Below are 18,476 nucleotides of genomic sequence, written 5' to 3'. Positions count from 1 at the left end.
AAGGTCCTCAAGCGGGGTCAGGGTTGAATCGAAAAGGGTGGCGAGGGGGCGCGTTCAGGGCAGCGCCAGGGCGGTGGGATCAGGGCCGCCGGCGGGCCAGTAGAAGCTGTCCGGCTGGGCGCGGGCGCCGAAGATGGCCTGGCCCACGCGCACCACGGTGGCGCCTTCCTCGATGGCGATCTCGAAGTCGCCGGACATGCCCATGGACAGCTCATCCAGCGAGATGCCCGCCGGCGCGCCCTGGCGCAGCTGGTCGCGCAGGCTGCGCAGCAGCACGAAGCACTGGCGCACGCGCTCGGCCTCGCTGGAGAACAGGGCCAGCGTCATCAGGCCGCGCACGCGCAGCGCACTGAAGGCGGGCAGGGCCTGGAGGAATCCCTGCACCTCGTCGGGCGGCAGGCCGTATTTGCTGGCCTCGCCCGAGGTGTTGACCTGCACGAACACGTCCAGCGCTCGGCCTTCGGCCTGCAGGCGGCGGTCCAGCGCCTCGGCCACGCGCAGGTTGTCCAGCGCCTGGAACTCGCTGGCAAAGCGTGCCACGAGCTTTGCCTTGTTGGTCTGCAGGTGGCCGATGACGGACCACTGCAGATCGGCCAGGTCCTGCATGGCCTCCCATTTGCCGAAGGCTTCCTGCACCTTGTTCTCGCCCAGCATGCGGCAGCCCGCCGCGTGGGCCAGGCGCAGGCTGGATTCGGGCTTGGTCTTGCTCACGGGCAGCAGGCGCACGCTGGCCGGGTCGCGCCCTGCGCGGCGGCAGGCAGCGGCCATGCGCGCCTGCACGGTGGCCAGGTTGTGCCGGAAATCGTCCACCGTCTCGGCCTGGGGGTAGCGGCCGTGCTGGTCGTGGCGCGTCAGGGTGTCGGCGGCTTGGGCGGTGCCGCCGGTGGTGTCTTGTGTCGCAAGCATGGTTTCAGCTCCTTTTGATGGCGGCATCGGCGGCGGGCACGTTGCCGGTGCCCGCCTCGCTGCGGGCGGTCCGGCGCGGCCACTGGCCGTTGAGCACGGCATGGGCCACCAGGCCGATGACCAGGCCCCAGAAGGCGCCGCCTATGCCCAGCATGGAAATGTTGGCGGCGGCGGCCAGGAAGGTGATCAGCGAGGCCTCGCGGGTTTTGGCATCGGCCAGCGCATTGGCCAGGCTGCCGCCGATGGTGCCCAGCAGCGCCAGGCCCGCCAGCGTGGTGATGAAGGTGGCCGGGAACGCCATGAACACGGCCGCCAGCGTGACGCCGAACACACCCACCAGGATGTAGAACACGCCCGCAGCGATGCCTGCGATCCAGCGCCTGGACGGCTCTTCATGCGCCTCCTTGCCCGTGCAGATGGCGGCCGTGATGGCGGCGATGTTGAAGGCGTGCGAGCCGAACGGCGCCATCAGCAGCGAGCCCAGGCCCGTCAGCGTGACGATGGGGTTGGCGCTGGTCCTGAAGCCGTCGTTGCGCAGCACCAGCATGCCGGGCATGTACTGGCCGGTCAGCGTGATCAGGAACAGCGGCAGGGCCACGCTGAGCAGGGCGTTGAGCGTGAACTCGGGCCGCGTGAACACGGGCGCCGCGAATTGCAGCTGCAGCCCGGACAGGTCCACACGGTCCTGCGCCAGCAGGAACGCCAGGCCCAGCGCCAGGATGCCGACCACCGCATAGCGTGCCGTGAGCCGCTTGAGCAGAACGTAGGCCACGATCAGCAGGCCGGCCAGCACCGGGTCCACGCTCATGCCGCCAAAGGCCTTGATGCCGAACTGCAGCAGGATGCCCGCCAGCAGGCCCGAGGCCACGCCGGGCGGAATCAGCCGGATCACGCGCTCGAACCAGCCCGACAGTCCCAGCACCACGAAGGCCGCGGCCGACACCACATAGGCGCCCACGGCCTCGGCATACGGCGTGGTGGCCAGGGCCGTCACCAGGAAGGCGGCGGCCGGCGTGGACCAGGCCGTGATGATGGGCTCGCGCGAGAGCCAGCTGAGCACCAGCCCGGTGACGCCCACGCCAATCGAAATAGACCACACCCACGAAGCCGTGAGTTCCGGGTTCAGGCCGGCCACCTTGGCGGCCTGGAACACCAGGATGAAGGTGCCGCCGTAGTTGACGATGACCGAGATCAGCCCGGCCACCACGGGGTGGATGAGGTCGCTGAAGCGAAGGGGTGAGTGTGTGTCTGATGAAGGCATGGTCTTCTCGTTTTCCTTGGGGGTTGGATTCCTGGCTGTCTGGTGAAAGGGGTATTTGAGCGCTGAAGTGGACTGAATGATCCATACACTTCGCTCTCTTGTTGCAGACCACTTTGCAATGGGTGCGCAGCATTTGCGTCAGTACAATGGCCTGCCAAAGAGGTGCAATGAGATGAAAGGCGGCAGACCGCATGAGCAAGACCTTCGAGCTTGAGACCCTGAAGATCCGCATGGGAGATGCCGACCTGCGCCAGCTGGACCTGCACCAGCGGGTGCAGCGCGCCATGCGTGCGCTGATCCTGGATGGGGCGCTGCTGCCGGGCCTGAAACTGCCGGCCACGCGCTCGCTGGCCGACTCTCTGGGCATTGCCCGCGACACGGTGGAGAACGCCTACACCCAGCTGCACCGAGACGGCTTCATCGTGCGGCGCCAGGGATCGGGCAGCTATGTCTCCGAGACCATCGGCACCGAGCTGCGGGGCCGGGCGGCGCGGCGCGGCCGCTTGCCCGAGCACGAGCGCAGCGCCCATGCGGCCGGTGCTGCCGGTGCTGCCGGTGCCATAAGGGCCGGTGCCGGCCTGAGCCGGCGCGGCCAGGCCATTGTTGACGGCGGCGGCATCGCCGACCAGCAGACCATTCGGGCCTTTGCCACCGGCCTGCCCGAGACGCGCACTTTTCCCACCGATGTCTGGGAGCGGCTGCAGCGGCAGGCGCTCAAGGACTACCGGGCCAGCGTCCTGCTGCACGGCGACCCGCAGGGCGCCGAGCCGCTGCGCAAGGCCATTGCCACCTACCTCAACCTGGAGCGCGGCGCCAAGGTGGACGCCGGGCAGATCGTGGTGCTCAGCAGCACGCGGCAGGCGCTGTTCCTGTGCGCGCAGCTGCTGGTGGATGCGGGCCGGCCCATCCTGCTGGAGAATCCGGGCTACTTCGGCGCCCGCAAGGCCTTCGAGTCGGCCGAGGCCAAGGTCCTGCCCATCGACGTGGACGCGCAAGGCATTCGCACCGACCTGCTGCACGCCGACCGCAGCGGCGCCACCTGCGTGTATGTCACGCCATCGCACCAGTACCCCACGGGCGTCACCATGCAGCTGGAGCGGCGGCTGGACCTGATCCGCTGGGCATTCGAGCGCGGGCGCTGGATCATCGAGGACGACTACGACAGCGAATTCCACTACGACGGCATGCCCACCGCCTGCGTGCAAGGCCTGGACAAGCACGCGCGCACCATCTACATCGGCACCTTCGGCAAGACCCTGTACCCGGGCCTGCGCATGGGCTACATGGCCTTGCCGCAGGAGCTCGTGCGCGCCTTTGTCCAGGCGCGCAGCATCATGGACGGGCACACGCCCCAGATCCAGCAGCTGACGCTGGCGCGCTTCATGGAAGACGGCCACTACAACTCCCACGTGCGGGCCATGCGCAAGCTGTATGCGGGGCGGCGCGAGGTCATCCTCGAATCCATAGGCAGGCACCTGGCCGGCATCGTCACCGCGCCAAGGCCCCAGGGCGGCATGCAGGTGCCCTGCCTGCTGGAGCCCGGCTGGTCCGAGGAAGACACCATCCGCCGCGCCGCCGCGGCCGGCGTGCTGCTGCAGGGGCTCAGCCGTCTGTACGCGGGCGAGCAGCGGCAGCCGGGCTGGCTGCTGGGCTATGCCTCGCTCACGGCCTACGAGATCGAGGCCGCCGTGCTGCGCCTGGCCAACGCGCTGCGAAAACCCTGACAGGTTGGGAGACGCCGGACGCTGCATGCCTCAGTAGGGCAGGGGAAAGCGCCCGGTCAGGTCGGACACGCCTTCGTGGATGGACTTGAGCGTGCGCGCGTTCATGGTGCCGCTGCGTATGCCGCCCAGCGTGGCAAGAATCATGTCGCCGATCTCGCGGAACTCGTCGGCGCCCATGCCGCGCGTGGTGCAGGCCGCGCTGCCCACGCGGATGCCCGAGGTCACCAGCGGCCGCGCGCCATCGCCGGGCACGGCGTTCTTGTTGACCGTGATGCCGATCTGCTCCAGCGCCGTTTCGGCGGCCTTGCCCGTCAGCTCCCAGGGGCGCAGGTCGATCACGCCCAGATGGCAGTCCGTGCCTGCGGACACCACGGACAGCCCGCCCTGCGACAGCCGGTCGCACAGCACGCGGGCGTTGTCCACCACGGCCCGCGCATAGGTACGGAAGGCGGGCTTGAGCGCCTCGCCCAGCGCCACCGCCTTGGCCGCCACCACATGCATCAGCGGCCCGGACTGCAGGCCCGGAAACACGGCGGCGTCTATGCGCCTGGCGATCTCGGCGTCGGCCGAGAGGATCATGCCGCCGCGCGGCCCGCGCAGCGTCTTGTGCGTGGTGGTCGTGGTCACATGGGCGTGCTCCACGGGCGAGGGGAACACGCCCGCGGCCACCAGCCCCGCCACGTGCGCGATGTCGGCCATGAAGATGGCGCCCACCCGGTCGGCAATGCGCCGGAACTCGGCCCAGTCCATCTGCCGTGAATAGGCCGAGCCTCCGGCAATGATGAGCCTGGGCCGCTCCTTCAGCGCAATGCGCCGCACCTGGTCCATGTCGATGAGTTGGGAGCGGGCGTCCACCTCGTAGCTGATGGACTGGAACCACTTGCCCGACACGCTCACGCTGGAGCCATGCGTCAGGTGCCCGCCCGAGCGCAGGTCCAGCCCCATGATCTTGTCGCCGGGCTCCAGGAACGCCAGGTACACGCCCTGGTTGGCCTGGCTGCCCGAGTGCGGCTGCACGTTGGCGTGCGCGCAGCCGAACAGCGCCTTGGCACGCGCAATGGCCAGGTTCTCCACGGCATCGGCATTGGCGCAGCCGCCGTAGTAGCGCACGCCGGGATAGCCCTCGGCGTATTTGTTGGTCAGCACCGAGCCCTGCGCCTCCATCACCGCGCGGCTCACGAAGTTTTCAGAGGCAATCAATTCAATCGAACGCGCCTGCCGTGTCCGCTCGGCCGCTATGGCGTCCCAGGCCTCGCTGTCCGCGTGTTGGAGTTCCAGGGAATTGATTCTGGGGAGCGATAAATCGTCCATGTCGCATTGGCTGTCTTGGAGGCGCTGAAGCACGGGAATCGGCAGCGCCCGGATTATGGAAGGATTTGGAAACCAGGGCGCATCGGTAATGGGCAGTCTACAAAGTGCAGCGGCCTTGATTCCGACCATGTTTCAGCGGGTGAGCAGACCAATTAAGGTGGCATGCCAATGTAAGCCGTTGAAAAAAGCGGTCTGGTTCATTGGCGAAAATAGGTCTGTTTGAATCCACGCTCTCTCCATAGAATTCGCCGCCAGACGTTGAAAGTCATGAGATCCAATACCGCCAGGAATCATCCGCAATCTGCAGTCGGGGAGATTGATTCAAGGTGGAATATGACAGAGTGAAGAAATCCATGACAACGTATCTGCCATCTGCAGCGTCAATTGCAGTGCCATTTGCGGCGCCATTGGTGATTGCGGCAGATGGAGAAAGCGGGGGGAGGGAATAGGCGATTTGACTCAGATCAATCAAGTTCAATCACACGGAGTTGAAAAATGAATCTCGATATCTCTCGGACAGATGACGCCGTGCGCGATGCGCTCAAAAAGCTGTCCCTGCTCTGGAAGTCAAGAGCGGCCGTGAATCAGGACCTGCCTGATTACTGCGGCTTGGCGTTCGACCCCGCCCGGCAGGACTTCACCGCCTCGCTGCTGCCGTTTCGCGATCACCAGGCATGGGTGGAGGCACCACAGCACCTGCGCGACCAATGCCTGTCCTACGCCTGGGGCATCTACAACCTCAAGACCATCTACATCGAGTGCAACGTGGTCACGCCGGCCTGCGAGGACATCATCAAGACCCCGCCGCCCAGCGCCAACCGTGCGCTGCTGCAGGACGTCATGTCCCAGGCCCTGCTGGACGAGGCCCTGCACACCCGCATGTCCATCATGGCCTGCAACTACATCTACGAGATGCGCGGCCTGGCGCCGCTGGACTACGCGGACTTCAACCTCGTCGGCTGGCGCAACGGCGTGCTGGCGCAGTGCGGCGCGGAATGGGAGCGCCGCCTGGCCCGCTTCGCCATTGCCTGCGCCAGCGAGACCCTGATCACCGACTACCTCAAGACCATGGCCGAGGACCGCTCCATCCAGCCCATCTGCCACGAGGTCACGCGCACCCACGCCGTGGACGAATGGAGCCACTCCAGCGTCTTCAGCTCGGTGGCCACCGACATCGTCCAGGGCCTGAGCAACCGCGAGCGCAGCTACCTGCGCTCCATCATCCTCAAGACCGTGCAGATGTTCGCCAACAACGAACTGGGCGCCTGGTCCACCGTCTTCACCATGGTCGGCATGCCGCATGCGCGCGACATCCTGCACGACGTGGGCGACAGCAACGAGATCGGCGTCTACACCGACTCGGTGCAAAGCCTGATCGACCGCATCGGCCTGGCGGGCCGCAACCTGGGCGGCAGCGTGGCGCTGGTGTCCTCGGTCCTTGAGGAGATGCAGGCATGAGCGCCGCCCTCCAGGCAGGCAGCATGCTCGCGCGCTGCGCCGCTGCACGGGCAGAGGCGGGCGGCGTCATGGTCTACACCCTGCGCGTGCAGGGCGCCTCGGCGCAATTCCTCGGCGGCCTGCGGCCCGGCCGGCATGTGGCCATCGAGCATGCAGACGCCAGTGGCACCATGCAGCAGCGGCTGTACTCCATCACCCGCTACGAGCCCTGCAGCGAGCACGACGGTGCCGGCCAGTTCGACATTGCCGTCAAAAGCTCGGGCCGGGGCAGCGTCTCCGACCACATGCATGCGGTGCTGCGCGTAGGCTCCACGCTGCCGCTGGGCGGCGTGGCCGGCGACATCACGGCCGACCTGGTGCTGGGCCTGGACTCCCTGGTCATGCTGGCCGGCGGCATCGGCCTGACCTTGCCGCTGGCGCTGCTGCGCGAACTGGACCGGCTGCAACAGCAGGGCCAGCGCGTGCCTCGCACCACGCTGCTGCTGTGCTTTGCGCGCATGGCCGACATTCCGTTCCTGCAGGAGCTGCAGCAGCTGTGCGAAACGGCCCCCTGGTTCGACCTGCGTATCCACATCACGCGCGAAGACATTGCCGCCCACGGCCCCTTCGTGCCGGGCCGCCCCTCGCAGCAGTCCCTGCTGGCGCTGGGCCAGCCCCAGGCGGTGGTCATCTGTGGTGGACATGCCTTTGCGCAGACCTTTCGCGAACATGCGCGGGCCTGCTTTCCCGGTGCCATACAGCACATCGAGGCCTTCACGCCGCCTGCCGCATCCACCGCCCAGCCAGGCGAGACCGCGCAGGCATGCCAGCTGCAGATCGCGCACAGCGGGCAGGTTGTCGAAGCCGCGTCCGGCAAAAGCCTGCTGGAGATCCTGGAAGGCGTGGGCATTGCCATCCGCAGCCAGTGCCGGGCCGGCATCTGCGGCAGCTGCCGCATCCGCATCACGGGAGGCAGTTCACGGCTGGAGGCGGACTTTTGCCTCAGCGATAGGGAAAAGGAAGCCGGCTATGCCTTGGCCTGCTGCACCTTCCCCTCGGCAGGCCATATCCACGTCGATCTCAAGCCCGGCGCCTGACGGGCTCCGCACGTTCCAAGCCACCCTCCTGTATCCACCTGAGTTCCTCCCATGAAAAAAGCCATCGCGCTGCGCCACATCCACTTCGAAGACCTGGGCACCCTGCATGCCGAGTTCGCCAGCCGCGGCTACGAAGTGCAGTACGTCGATCCCAGCATCGGCGAGCTTGACACCCTGGACCTGGGCCGTGCCGACCTGCTGGTCGTGCTGGGCGGCCCCATAGGTGCCTATGACGAGGCGCTTTATCCCTTCGTCGCCCAGGAGCTGGCGGCCGTGCGCCGCTGGCTGGACAGCGGCAAGCCGCTGCTGGGCATCTGTCTGGGCGCCCAGCTCATTGCGCGCGCGCTGGGCGCCAGGGTCTATCCGCTGGGCGTCAAGGAAATCGGCTTTTCGCCGCTCACGCTTACCGACGCCGGCCTTGCCTCGCCCCTCGCCAAACTGGACGGCGTGCCCGTGCTCCATTGGCATGGCGACCAGTTCGACATTCCCGAAGGCGCCGTGCACCTGGCCGGCACCGCCATCGGCGCCAACCAGGCCTTCGCAGTCGGCTCGCAGGTGCTGGGCCTGCAATTCCATCTGGAGGCCGACGCGGCCCGGCTGGAGCGCTGGCTGGTCGGCCATGCCTGTGAGCTCGGCATGGCCAAGGTGGACCCGCGCACGCTGCGTGCCGATGCCCAGAAATACGGCGGCCTGCTGGCCCTGGCCGCGCGCGATGTGCTGGCCGCCTGGCTGACCCACCTGGAGCGCAGCCGCTGAACCTGCGGCGCCGCCCATTCACCCATTTCCCCCACGCCGGAGCCGCCGCTGCGCGGCACCGGAATCTCTGTTCCCGAAAAAAGGAGAGTTGAAGATGGTTGTCGTACTGTTCGAACTGCAGGCCTTGCCCGGCCAGAACCAGACCTATGTGGACCTGGTCAACAAGCTCACCCCCATGCTCAAGCCCATGGAGGGGTTCATCTCCGTGGAATGCTTCCAGAGCACGCTCAACCCCGAGAAAGTCATGTCCGTCACCACCTGGCGCGATGAGGAAGCCGTGGTCCAGTGGCGCAACGTGGAAGCCCACCTCAGCGCCCAGCGCGCCGGCCGCGACAAGATCTTCAAGGACTACCGCGTGCGCGTCACCCAGGTACTGCGCGACTATGGCCTGAACGACCGCGCGCAGGCGCCTGCGGACAGCATCATGGGCAAGGCAGGCAGCTGCCCCGTCAGCCACGCCTGAGCGCTGGCGGTGCCGCAAAGGCCCGGCTGGTCCCCCTGCCGGAGCGCGATGCACGCCATCGAAAGATGCCGGCAGTGACTACGCTGCCGGCGCCAGGCCGGAAAAAAAGCCCGCTGAATGCTCAGAGGGCTTTTTTCGGAAGGCACAGATCCTTCGCATCGGAACTCCACCGCACCGCACGGCATCCTGCGTGCCGCCGTGTGCAGCGCTTTCAGTTGCGCGCTGCCGCCGCCGCCATTTCGGCGAGGAACGGGCCTTGGGCCGCCTCGGGTTTGCGTTCGATGAGGAAGTCGTCGCGATCCTGGTCCTTGATCCAGTTCGGAGGCTTGCCGCGACCTGTCCACGTTGCTCCTGTAGACGGATCGCGATACTTCGCCGGCGCGCTGGTTTTTGCTGGGATGTAGGGGAACACTTGCTGCTGGGTGAACCCGAAATCGGTCACCAGCTTCTGGACCTTGGACAGGGCTGCGTCGGCCGCCGAGGTGCGGGCCTTGGCAATTTCCATGTCCAGCGCGGCCTTGGCCGCAAGGAGTTCTTTGAGGGACTGTGTCATAGGGGTGCGAAATTTTTGAAGCCAGATTATGGGGCTGTTCGGGCGAGACATGCCTGTCTTCAGGGTCATGCCGGGCGACAAAAGGCAGGCGAGGAAGGCATGGGGCACTGCTGCCGTCATGTGGAAGCTGCGCCAGGCATGAAAAGGACGGCCCTATCCTCGGTGGCTCGCGCCCGCACCACCCGGCACGGCACGGCCGCAGCGATCACGCCAGATGGAATATCCCGCGTTGTACCGGCCTGGCAAGGCAGCCCTAAGCTTCCAAGCTGCGGACGAATTCACTCCCCGCTTCGACTCCTAGAAGCGAGTCCACGGCCGCCACCCGCTTCAGCGCTTCGTCGGCGCTGAAGCCATTTCCCTCCAGCACGGCCAATGCATCGTTGTGCAGGGCATAGGCCAGGTGCGCTGCGATCCGTACGCTCGGATCCGCATCCACGTTGCTTCCCAGATATCCGCTCAGGAGAAGACGGATCTCGTATATGGCTTTCGCCAGGATTTTTGACTCATTGGTGCGCATGGGATGGTCCTGCCATGAATACTGGCGACTGTGTGCCGGAACCATGAATGTACGTACTTGGGCCATCTACGGCCCTGCGTGATGGCGGGCACCAAGGCAAATCGCGCCGTACTTTGCGACACAATCCGCCTCTTGAATACCTCTGAAGGAGACGGCCTGTGCCAGCGCCCCGCCATTGGATCGAATTCGTTGAGGACTGGCGTGCCGAACCCATGGCCTACTGGGTGCATGTCGAGCAAGATGTTGGGCTCTGGTGCCGCGCCAGCCGTTACCTGCCCTCGGCACCTCCTCACATTCCCCACAAGGGCTTTGCCGTTCTCTGTGTGGAGTTCGGGACGCATGTACTGCGTTTTTCCTCTGCGGCTCAGCTCGATGAGTGCATTCGTGTACTTTCCATGAAACCCTTGCCCACATCGCGCCAGTTGTCCAACCTGCGCGTCACGTCGCTGGGGCCAAACGGGCATTGGTTGAGCCGGCTGCCGGTGGCGATCAAATCCGGAAAGGCAAGAGGGCGGGTGGTGATGGGGCTTGAACAGACGCGGGCAGCGATAGTAGGCAAGTCCGATGGATGGACGTGCCAGAACTCGGCTGAGCGGACCAATGCCCTGGCGAGCTGACAGCATCATTACAACTGGCACAGACTGCACCGCAGCAGCGGCCAAGTCGCTCCGTGTCTAGGATCAAATCTCCAAACAATCGCTTGACGGTTCACAGCTAGTCCGGCCGAGTGGCGAAAGCTCGGCACTCCCATCACCAACACCCAGGAGCTTCAATGATCATCACCACCACCCCCCAGATCGAAGGCCGCCGCATCACCCGCTACTGCGGCGTGGTTGCGGGCGAGGCGATTTTGGGCGCCAATGTGTTCAAGGACTTGTTTGCCGGGCTGCGCGACATCGTGGGCGGGCGCTCGGCTACGTATGAGCGCGAGTTGCAGCGGGCGCGCGAGATTGCGCTCAAGGAGCTGGAGGAACGCGCCCAGGAACTGGGCGCGAATGCCGTGGTGGGGGTGGACCTGGATTACGAAGTGCTGGGCCAGGGCAACGGCATGTTGATGGTGTCTGCCAGCGGCACGGCCGTGGTGCTGGAGTAGGCAGGGCCATCGGCCAAGCGGGCCAAGCAGGCCAGCGAAGTCAACGCGGCGCCGTGCCCCGCATCTCCAGGCAGCGGGCCAGCGCCCGCGCCGCCTCGCCCAGGCGCGGGCCGGGGCGGGAGACCACGTCCGTCTCGACCAGGTCCAATGCGCAGATGCGGCCCGAGCGCACGGCGGGCATGCGGCTCCAGCCGGGGCGGGTGGAAAAGCTGGCCGATGGCGTCTGCGGCGTGTGGATGATGAGTTCGGGCTGCTGGCGCAGCACGTATTCGGGCGTGATGCGGGGGAAGGGCCCCAGGTTGGGCGGCAGCACATTGCGCGCGCCCAGGCGCTGCAGCAGCTGGCCTATGAAGGAGTCCGGCCCCGCCGCATAAGGCGTGGCGTCCACCTCGAAATACACCTTCTGCCCGGCGGGCGCGTGCGCAGCCAGCGCCTTGGCCTGCTGGTCCACCTGGGCCTGCATGCGCGCCAGCAGGGCGTTGGCGCGCTGCACCTGCAGCAGCTGGTCGAGCTTGTGCAGTACCTGCTCCAGCTGCGCCATGTCGTTGGCGTCCAGCGCCAGCACCGGAATGCCGAAGCGCTCCAGCTGCGCGATGACGGGTGCGGAATACGCCATCAGCACCACGTCGGGCCTGAGCCGCACGGTGGCCTCGACGAGCGGGGCAAAAGTGTGGCCCAGCTTGGGCAGGGCGGCCACGCGCGCCGGGTGGTTGGAGAACTCGTCCACGCCCACGATGCGCTCGCAGGCGTCCAGCGCGCACAGCGATTCGGTCAGCGAGGGCAGTAGCGAGACGATGCGCTGCGGCACCCGCTCCAGGCGCACCTGCCGCCCGCGCATGTCTGTGACGGCGTAGGCGGTGGTTGCCCCGCCCGTTCCCGCATCCGCCGCCTTTTGCGCAAAGGCGTTGCCCGTGCCGCCCGCGCAGGCCAGGACGGCGGTCAGCAGCAGGATGCGGGGCAGGCGCGAAAGCAGGCGCACAAGCAGGTGCATGGCGGTCAGGGCAGGGGAGTCCAGCGCACGCTGACGAACACAGTACGGCCTGCGTTCGCATAGCCGCGCGTGGGGGCGTAGTCGCGGTCGGCGATGTTGTTGACACGGGCCAGCAGCGTCCATTGCCTGGTCAGCTGGCGCTGGGCGTAGAGGTTGACCACGCCGTATCCGCCCAGCTTGAAGGTGTTGGCCTCGTCGGCATAGCGGCCGCTGTACAGCTGCGCTTCGCCGCCCAGCGTCCAGCCGGCAGCCTGGGTGTCGGCGTTGAGCTTGAGCATGCGCTTGGAGCGGTAGGGCAGCAGCTTGCCGGTCTCCAGGTTCTCGGGGTTCATGAAGTCCAGCGAGGCGCCCAGATTGGCGCTGCCCAGGCGCGTGCTGCCCGCCAGCGTCAGGCCGGTGGTCTCCACGCTTTGCCAGTTGCGGTAGCAGTTGCAGGGAACGGCGCTGTTCCAGTCGTAGGTGATGAGGTTCTTGAACTTGTTGCGGTAGACCACGGCCGAGAGGCGGTTGGCACCGGCCGCATAGTGCAGGCCCGTTTCCACGTTGGTGCTGCTTTCGGGCTTGAGGTCGGCCGCCGCCTGGCCCGTGAAGCGTTCGTACAGCGTGGGCGTTCTGAAGGCCGTGCCGGCCGATGCCACCCAGCGCCAGCGCTCGTCGATCTGCAGGCCGTAGCCCAGGCCGCCCGTGGTCTTGTTCTGCTGGTCGCGCACCTGGTCGTGGCGCAGGTTGGCGTCGAACTGGTGGCGGCCCTCGGTCAGGCGCCAGCCGGCCGACAGGGAGTTCTGCACGCGCCGGCTGTCGGTGTTCTGCGTCCAGGCGTATTGGGTGTCCAGCTTGTCCTCGCGGCGCTCCAGGTCGATGTTGAAACGGTGCTGGCCCAGCGTGAACAGGTTCTGCAGCAGGTAGTTGGTGGAGCGGCCCTTGGCGCTTTCGGGCGACTGGGTGTGGCGGTCGCTTTGGCTGTCGGTATGGGAGATCTGGACCACGCTCTTGTACATGGCGTTCCAGCCGGCCTGCCAGCGCAGGCTGCCGGTGGTGTTCTTGACCACGTCGTAGTCGTCGAAAGGCGGCGGGCTCTGGTCGTAGTGCGTGCGCAGGCGGCTGTGCAGCAGGCTGGCATCGATCTGGTGGATGCCCGTTTTGTAGCCCGCGTTCAGGCCCAGCGAGGTGTTGCTGTAGCCATCCTTGTCCGGGTTGGGCGAGAAGGTGTTGCCGGGGTAGACGTCAAAGCCGTCGCTGCGCTCGTCCGCCAGGTTCAGCCCGTAGGTGAAGCCGTTGGCACCGCCCTGGAATCCTGTGGCCAGCTTGCTGGTGCCCTGGTTGCCTATGCCGGCCTCGGCATAGGCGCGGGTCTGGCCGTCCGCCCGCTTGGTGAAGATCTGGATCACGCCGCCCATGGCGTCTGAGCCATAGATGGCGGCGGCCGGGCCGCGCAGCACTTCGATGCGCTCGATCTGCGCCAGCGGCAGGGTGGACCAGACCGCGCCGCCCTGCAGCTCCTGCGAGCTGTAGCGCACGCCGTCGATGAATACGGCAGTGTGCTGGTTGCTGGTGCCACGCAGGTAGACCGAAGTGACCTGGCCCGGCCCGCCGTTGCGGTTGATCTGCACGCCCGGCACCTGCACCAGCAGGTCGGCCACGCCCGTGGCGCCGCTGCGGGCAATGGTCTCGGCGTCGATCACGGTCATGTCGGCCGTGACGGTGCGCAGGGACTGCTCGCTGCGCGAGGCGGTGACGACCACGGTATCGAGCTGGGAGGCCTGTGCGCGCTGCGCCTGTTGTGCCTGTTGTACCTGTGCTTGGGCCTGGCAGGCCAGCAGTGAGGCCGCAGCCAGGGCAGACAACGTGCGCAGTACGGGGAACGCCGAGGGCGAGCGAAGAGCGGCGCCAGGGGCGCGCGCGAGGGCGAGGGTGTGCATGGATGCGAGCCAGTTGCGCGCCAGCGACCCCGCCGGCACGGAAACCACAAAGACCGGCTGCGCTGCATGCGCGGCCGGCCGCCTGTTGGCCGGTATCCAGACTGGTGACGCACTCGCCAAGGCCTTCCCGGGCTGTACGCCCAGTGGCACGGGTTTGGCGGGGGCCGGTGCCATGCACGCGGCGTTTCACTCACTGTTGCGGGGGCAGTACATGCGGGCGGCTTTATCTGGCCGCCCCATGTTTCCCGTTTAACCGCAGCCCCTGGGGCTGCTGGCACCAACGGCGGCGATTGTACGGCGGGGCGTTCAGTGCCGATGTAAAGCTTGCTTGACATGCCCGCGGGTGGCATCGCACAATGTCAAGCATCCTTTACACATTGCGAGAGACTTCCATGAATCAAACAACGGTCACCAACCGCCGCTACCAGAAGGAGCTGGGATTTGCGCTGCTGCTCCACATGGCGCTGTTGGTGGGGGCGCTTTTGCTCAGCGCCGACATGCAGGCCGGGGCCCCGCGCACGGCCGTGCTGCTCAGCCCCATGCTGGCGTTTGCGCTGGCCGTGCGGGCCATCGTGCGCCTGGTGCGGGATACCGACGAGTTCCTGCGCAAGTCCATGCTGGAGCAGCTGGCGATTGCAGCGGCGGGCACGGCGGGCCTCACCTTCACCTACGGATTCCTGGAAATGGCAGGGTTTCCCAAGCTCAGCATGTTCATGGTGTGGCCCTTGATGGGTGCGCTCTGGGTGGCTGCCTCGGTGGCCCACTGGCTGCGCAGCCGATGAGCCGCGCTGCAGAGGCGGCCCGGCGATGAAAAACACCATCCGTGAACTGCGCGCCGAGCGCGGCTGGAGCCAGGCTGCGCTGGCGGACCTGCTGGGCGTGTCGCGCCAGACCGTCAATGCGATCGAGACGGGTCGCTACGACCCCAGCCTGCCGCTGGCATTCGCCATTGCCCGGGTGTTCGAGACCCGGATCGAGGCGATCTTCCAGGAGGGTTGAGCGCAGCGCTCAGGCCACGATCATGACCAGCAGCACCAGGCCCAGCAGGGCCAGGTAGGCCTTGGCATGCAGGGCATCGGGAATGCGGCCGATCAGCGGGGCCGCCAGCCTGATGCCGGTCCACGATCCGGCCGTCAGCAGCGCAAAGGCCTGCAGGTCCACATAGCCCACATGCCAGGGGCCCAGCCCCGCGCCCCGCGATGCCAGCATGTAGGCAGCGGTGCCCGCCACGGCCATGGGCAGGGACAGCGGGCTGGCCATGGCCGTGGCCGCCGCCATGCTGGCGCCGCGCCGGCGCATCAGCGGCACGGTCATCACGCTGCCGCCCACGCCCAGGAAGGCCGCGATCGCACCAATGGCCAAGCCCGCCGTGGCCGCCGCCCGCCGGCCCATTGGTTGCATGCCGGCGGTGGTGCCGTGCACGAAGCCCGGGCGCAGCAGCGCGTCGGCGATGGTCAGGGCCAGGTAGGCGATGAAGGCCCAGCGCACCCATTCCCCGCTGATCCAGGTGGCGGCCGCCGCGCCTGCCACGGCGCCGGCCGCGATGAAGCCGGCCAGCGGCCGCACCTGATCCCAGGGCAGGGCGCCCGCGCGGTGCTGGCGCAGCGTGGCCATGGAGGCGCCAAAAATCATCACGCAGGTGGAGGTGGCCACGGCAATGTGCATGGCAGCCTGGCCAACGGCGGAGTCCGCGCCGTGGATGGAGGTCAGCAGCGCATAAAGCAGCGGAACGGCCACGAAGCCGCCGCCAAAGCCGAAGAGCACGGTGGTCACGCCGGCAAGCACACCGAAAGCCAGCAGCAGGAGAGGGAACACAGACAGTCCTTTGGAAAAAACGAGCAAGGACTGAACCTTAGGATGCCGCGGTTTGGCCTGCTTTCGCGGATAGGTCAATAATCCTCGAATTCCTGCCAAAGCCTGTTGGCTGTTTTCCGGACATTCCCATGCTCAACATTCCGCTGCATTCCGTGGACGCCGTGGCGCGCGATGTGCTGGCCATCGGCACCGACTACACGCCTGGCACGCTGCTGCCCACGCACAGCCACCGGCGTGCCCAGTTTCTCTACGGGATGAGCGGGCTGATGGAAGTGGAAACCGACGACGGCGCCTGGACCATCCCGCCCTACAGCGGCGTGTGGATTCCGGCCAGCAAGCCGCACAGCGTGCGCATGCAGGGCGTGAGCACGCGCAGCCTGTACATCGAACCGGCTGCTGCGCCCCGCCCGGGTGTGCATTGCGAGGCCCTGGTCGTCACCCCGCTGCTGCACCAGTTGCTGCTGTCCTGCGCCGACCTGCCGGCGCTGTACGACGAAGCGGGCCGCGACGGCGCCCTGGTCACGCTGGTGCTGCACGAGCTGGCCTCGGCCCGCAGCCTGCCGCTGTTCGCGCCCATTCCCCGCGACGAAAAGCTGGCCGCCCTGTGCAAGCAGTTCCTGGCCCAGCCCAGCATCCGCGCCACGCCGCAGGACTGGGCACAGGCGCTGAACAAGAGCCTGCGCACCTTCAGCCGGTTTTTCCAGCAGCACACAGGCATGGCCTTTGGCGCCTGGCGCCAGCAGGCCTGCCTGCTGGCAGCGGTGTCGCGGCTGTCTGCGGGCGCATCGGTCACCCAGGTGGCGCTGGAGCTGGGATATGACAGCCCCAGCGCGTTTTCCACCATGTTCCGCAAGGCATTGGGGCGGGTGCCTTCGGAGCTGGTGAGCCGGGTCTAGGCGGGAACGCTGGCCTGGGCAGCCGTCTCCCGCGTCATGGCCCAGAACACCAGGGCCGCCAGGCTGAACGCCGCCCCCGCCACGCAGACGCCGTGCCAGCCAAACCGCGCGTAGGCGTTGGTGGAAATCAGCGCGCCCAGCCCGCTGCCCACGGCATAGAACAGCATGTACAGCCCCACCAGCCGGCTGTGGGCCTGCGGGTTGCTGCGAAAGATCAGGCTCTGGTTGGTCACATGCAGGGCCTGGCCGCCCAGGTCCAGCAGCACGATGCCGGCGACCAGCGCCCACAGCGATTGTTCCAGCAGCGCAATCGGCGCCCAGGCCAGCAGCAGGATCACCAGCGCGCCCAGGCTGGTGCGCTGCGCGAAACCCTGGTCGGCCCAGTGGCCGGCACGGGCCGCGGCCAGTGCGCCCACCACGCCGGCCAGGCCAAAGGCGCCGATGGCCGTGAGCGACAGGCTGTAGGGCGGTGCGCTCAGCGGCAGGACCAGGGCGCTCCAGAAGATATTGAAGGTGGCAAACATCAGCAGGGCCAGCATGCCCCGCGTGCGCAGCATGCGGTCCTGGCGCAGCAACTGGAGCATGGATGACAGCAATTGCGTGTAGCCGGGCACGGGGGAGGGCACCGCCAGCCGGGGCAGTTGCCGCCACAGGGGCCAGGCCAGGGCCAGCATCAGCAGGGCCGAGCAGGCATAGACGCCACGCCAGCCAGCCACGTCACCCACGGCACCGGCAAACACGCGCGCCAAAAGCAGGCCGATGAAAACCCCGCCCTGGGCTGCGCCCACCACGCGCCCGCGCTCATGCGCCTGGCTGGCGCTGGCCGCATAGGCGATCAGCCCCTGCGTCATGGCCGTGCCCAGCAGGCCCACGGCCAGCATGCCCGCCAGCAGCAGAACGGCCGAACGCGCGGTGCTGACGGCCGCCAGGGCCAGCACCAGGCCCAGCAACTGCAAAAGCATGAGCCGCCGCCGCTCCAGCCGGTCGCCCAGCGGCACCAGCAGCAGCAGTGCCAGCGCGCAGCCGGCCTGCGTGGCCGTGACCACCCCGCCCACGGCCGCATGGCTGATGCCGAAGTCGGCCGCCAGCGCCTCCAGCAGCGGCTGGGCGTAGTAGACATTGGCCACGCTCAGGCCGCTGGCAGCGGCGAACAGCAGCACCAGGCTGCGCGGCATGCGGACCGTGTCCGGGGCAGGGAAGGCGTTCATGGGTTAAATCCAGTTGCAAAATAAAACTGGTTGGATGCTAGTTGAACCAGTTTTGAAATGCAACCAAAATAGCCGCATGAAAGAAGACATCCGTCCTGACACGCCGCAGCCCTGTCCGGTGGCCCGCTCCCTGGATGTGATCGGCGACCGCTGGTCGCTGCTCATCGTGCGCGATGCCTTCGATGGCATCAGCCGCTTTGGCGATTTCCAGCGCAGCCTGGGCGTGGCCCGCAATATCCTGGCCGACCGGCTGCGCCGGCTGGTGGAGGCCGGCATCCTCGAAACTCGACCGGCCGCCGAAGGCTCGGCCTACCTGGAATATGTGCTGACGGCCCGGGGGCTGGACCTGTTCCCCGTCATCGTGGCCTTGCGGCAATGGGGCGAAGGCCATTTGTTTGCGCCCGGCGAGGCACATTCGCTGCTGCTGGACCGCCACAGCGGCCTGCCTGTCGAGCCCATGCTGCCGCGCGACGGGGATGGCCGGGCCTTGCTGCCGGGCCAGACCGCGGTTCAGAAAATCGATTGATGG

The 18,476-nt window shown here is 67.2% G+C and carries 20 protein-coding genes and 1 riboswitch; of the genes, 11 read left to right on the top strand and 9 right to left on the bottom strand.

All coding sequences use genetic code 11. From position 1 onward, the window contains the following. Positions 1 to 54: 54 nt before the first annotated feature. The gene (locus ACRSCF_RS14970) at positions 55 to 906 is read right to left on the bottom strand and encodes a YggS family pyridoxal phosphate-dependent enzyme (protein ID WP_074922174.1); all 852 of its coding nucleotides are present in this window, start codon (positions 904 to 906) and stop codon (positions 55 to 57) included. Positions 907 to 910: 4 nt separating this feature from the next. Next, a complete protein-coding gene (locus ACRSCF_RS14965) occupies positions 911 to 2,167 on the bottom strand; it encodes a benzoate/H(+) symporter BenE family transporter (protein WP_034367542.1) in 1,257 nt (418 codons plus the stop codon). A 191-nt stretch (positions 2,168 to 2,358) separates the two neighbouring features. On the opposite strand from ACRSCF_RS14965, the gene ACRSCF_RS14960 reads away from it, so the two are divergent. Then, positions 2,359 to 3,891 carry a PLP-dependent aminotransferase family protein gene (locus tag ACRSCF_RS14960; protein WP_244451661.1) on the top strand — a complete coding sequence of 511 codons (1,533 nt, stop codon included), beginning with the start codon at positions 2,359 to 2,361 and terminating at the stop codon, positions 3,889 to 3,891. A 30-nt stretch (positions 3,892 to 3,921) separates the two neighbouring features. On the opposite strand, the gene ACRSCF_RS14955 is transcribed toward ACRSCF_RS14960, so the two are convergent. Next, on the bottom strand, positions 3,922 to 5,202 hold the full coding sequence (locus ACRSCF_RS14955) for a serine hydroxymethyltransferase (protein WP_174538920.1): 1,281 nt from the start codon (positions 5,200 to 5,202) through the stop codon (positions 3,922 to 3,924). A 495-nt stretch (positions 5,203 to 5,697) separates the two neighbouring features. On the opposite strand from ACRSCF_RS14955, the gene ACRSCF_RS14950 reads away from it, so the two are divergent. From ACRSCF_RS14950 to ACRSCF_RS14935, 4 genes are all read left to right on the top strand, one after another. Next, entirely contained in the window at positions 5,698 to 6,660 is a 963-nt protein-coding gene (locus tag ACRSCF_RS14950) for an AurF N-oxygenase family protein (protein ID WP_012205541.1), read from the top strand. After that, entirely contained in the window at positions 6,657 to 7,736 is a 1,080-nt protein-coding gene (locus ACRSCF_RS14945; RefSeq protein ID WP_034367551.1) for a 2Fe-2S iron-sulfur cluster-binding protein, read from the top strand. The genes ACRSCF_RS14950 and ACRSCF_RS14945 overlap by 4 nt, the downstream gene beginning before the upstream one ends. A gap of 51 nt (positions 7,737 to 7,787) precedes the next feature. After that, positions 7,788 to 8,492 carry a glutamine amidotransferase gene (locus ACRSCF_RS14940; protein ID WP_034367554.1) on the top strand — a complete coding sequence of 235 codons (705 nt, stop codon included), beginning with the start codon at positions 7,788 to 7,790 and terminating at the stop codon, positions 8,490 to 8,492. 94 nt (positions 8,493 to 8,586) lie between these two features. Further along, on the top strand, positions 8,587 to 8,955 hold the full coding sequence (locus ACRSCF_RS14935; protein ID WP_012205544.1) for an antibiotic biosynthesis monooxygenase family protein: 369 nt from the start codon (positions 8,587 to 8,589) through the stop codon (positions 8,953 to 8,955). 211 nt (positions 8,956 to 9,166) lie between these two features. Here ACRSCF_RS14935 and ACRSCF_RS14930 read toward each other — a convergent pair whose 3' ends face one another. Then, the gene (locus ACRSCF_RS14930; protein WP_016446025.1) at positions 9,167 to 9,508 is read right to left on the bottom strand and encodes an H-NS family nucleoid-associated regulatory protein; all 342 of its coding nucleotides are present in this window, start codon (positions 9,506 to 9,508) and stop codon (positions 9,167 to 9,169) included. Positions 9,509 to 9,761: 253 nt separating this feature from the next. Beyond that, the gene (locus ACRSCF_RS14925) at positions 9,762 to 10,025 is read right to left on the bottom strand and encodes a hypothetical protein (RefSeq protein WP_034367556.1); all 264 of its coding nucleotides are present in this window, start codon (positions 10,023 to 10,025) and stop codon (positions 9,762 to 9,764) included. A gap of 212 nt (positions 10,026 to 10,237) precedes the next feature. On the opposite strand from ACRSCF_RS14925, the gene ACRSCF_RS14920 reads away from it, so the two are divergent. Both ACRSCF_RS14920 and ACRSCF_RS14915 read left to right on the top strand, forming a co-directional pair. Further along, positions 10,238 to 10,642, top strand: a complete 405-nt coding sequence (locus ACRSCF_RS14920; RefSeq protein ID WP_432676049.1) for a hypothetical protein — start codon at positions 10,238 to 10,240, stop codon at positions 10,640 to 10,642. Positions 10,643 to 10,797: 155 nt separating this feature from the next. After that, positions 10,798 to 11,118, top strand: a complete 321-nt coding sequence (locus ACRSCF_RS14915; protein WP_012205554.1) for a heavy metal-binding domain-containing protein — start codon at positions 10,798 to 10,800, stop codon at positions 11,116 to 11,118. A gap of 40 nt (positions 11,119 to 11,158) precedes the next feature. Here the strand turns inward: ACRSCF_RS14915 and ACRSCF_RS14910 are convergent, their stop codons facing one another. Both ACRSCF_RS14910 and ACRSCF_RS14905 read right to left on the bottom strand, forming a co-directional pair. Then, positions 11,159 to 12,109, bottom strand: a complete 951-nt coding sequence (locus ACRSCF_RS14910; protein ID WP_034367560.1) for an ABC transporter substrate-binding protein — start codon at positions 12,107 to 12,109, stop codon at positions 11,159 to 11,161. A 5-nt stretch (positions 12,110 to 12,114) separates the two neighbouring features. Then, positions 12,115 to 14,028, bottom strand: a complete 1,914-nt coding sequence (locus ACRSCF_RS14905; protein WP_034367574.1) for a TonB-dependent receptor domain-containing protein — start codon at positions 14,026 to 14,028, stop codon at positions 12,115 to 12,117. A 70-nt stretch (positions 14,029 to 14,098) separates the two neighbouring features. After that, positions 14,099 to 14,324, bottom strand: a riboswitch (cobalamin riboswitch). 96 nt (positions 14,325 to 14,420) lie between these two features. On the opposite strand from ACRSCF_RS14905, the gene ACRSCF_RS14900 reads away from it, so the two are divergent. Both ACRSCF_RS14900 and ACRSCF_RS14895 read left to right on the top strand, forming a co-directional pair. Next, positions 14,421 to 14,810 (top strand): hypothetical protein, encoded by a 390-nt coding sequence (locus ACRSCF_RS14900; protein WP_432676046.1) that lies wholly within the window; start codon positions 14,421 to 14,423, stop codon positions 14,808 to 14,810. Between the two features lie 25 nt (positions 14,811 to 14,835). After that, positions 14,836 to 15,027 carry a helix-turn-helix transcriptional regulator gene (locus ACRSCF_RS14895; RefSeq protein ID WP_013802457.1) on the top strand — a complete coding sequence of 64 codons (192 nt, stop codon included), beginning with the start codon at positions 14,836 to 14,838 and terminating at the stop codon, positions 15,025 to 15,027. Between the two features lie 9 nt (positions 15,028 to 15,036). Here ACRSCF_RS14895 and ACRSCF_RS14890 read toward each other — a convergent pair whose 3' ends face one another. Further along, positions 15,037 to 15,843 (bottom strand): sulfite exporter TauE/SafE family protein, encoded by an 807-nt coding sequence (locus ACRSCF_RS14890; protein WP_034367565.1) that lies wholly within the window; start codon positions 15,841 to 15,843, stop codon positions 15,037 to 15,039. Positions 15,844 to 15,971: 128 nt separating this feature from the next. Here ACRSCF_RS14890 and ACRSCF_RS14885 point away from each other — a divergent pair, with 128 nt between their 5' ends. Continuing rightward, positions 15,972 to 16,739 carry an AraC family transcriptional regulator gene (locus ACRSCF_RS14885; protein WP_017406627.1) on the top strand — a complete coding sequence of 256 codons (768 nt, stop codon included), beginning with the start codon at positions 15,972 to 15,974 and terminating at the stop codon, positions 16,737 to 16,739. Here ACRSCF_RS14885 and ACRSCF_RS14880 read toward each other — a convergent pair. Next, complete coding sequence (locus tag ACRSCF_RS14880; protein ID WP_151020440.1) at positions 16,736 to 17,947, bottom strand: MFS transporter; 1,212 nt, start codon at positions 17,945 to 17,947, stop codon at positions 16,736 to 16,738. The two genes, ACRSCF_RS14885 and ACRSCF_RS14880, sit on opposite strands and share 4 nt — an antisense overlap. A gap of 76 nt (positions 17,948 to 18,023) precedes the next feature. Between ACRSCF_RS14880 and ACRSCF_RS14875 the strand changes: the two genes are divergently transcribed. Then, entirely contained in the window at positions 18,024 to 18,473 is a 450-nt protein-coding gene (locus ACRSCF_RS14875; protein ID WP_034367568.1) for a winged helix-turn-helix transcriptional regulator, read from the top strand. The last annotated feature ends 3 nt before the right edge of the window (positions 18,474 to 18,476 follow it).

Origin of the sequence: Delftia sp. 11MD, from assembly GCF_050907895.1 — a bacterium.
Classification (GTDB): Bacteria; Pseudomonadota; Gammaproteobacteria; order Burkholderiales; family Burkholderiaceae_C; genus Comamonas; species Comamonas tsuruhatensis.
This window is presented reverse-complemented; position numbering and strand designations above follow the sequence as displayed.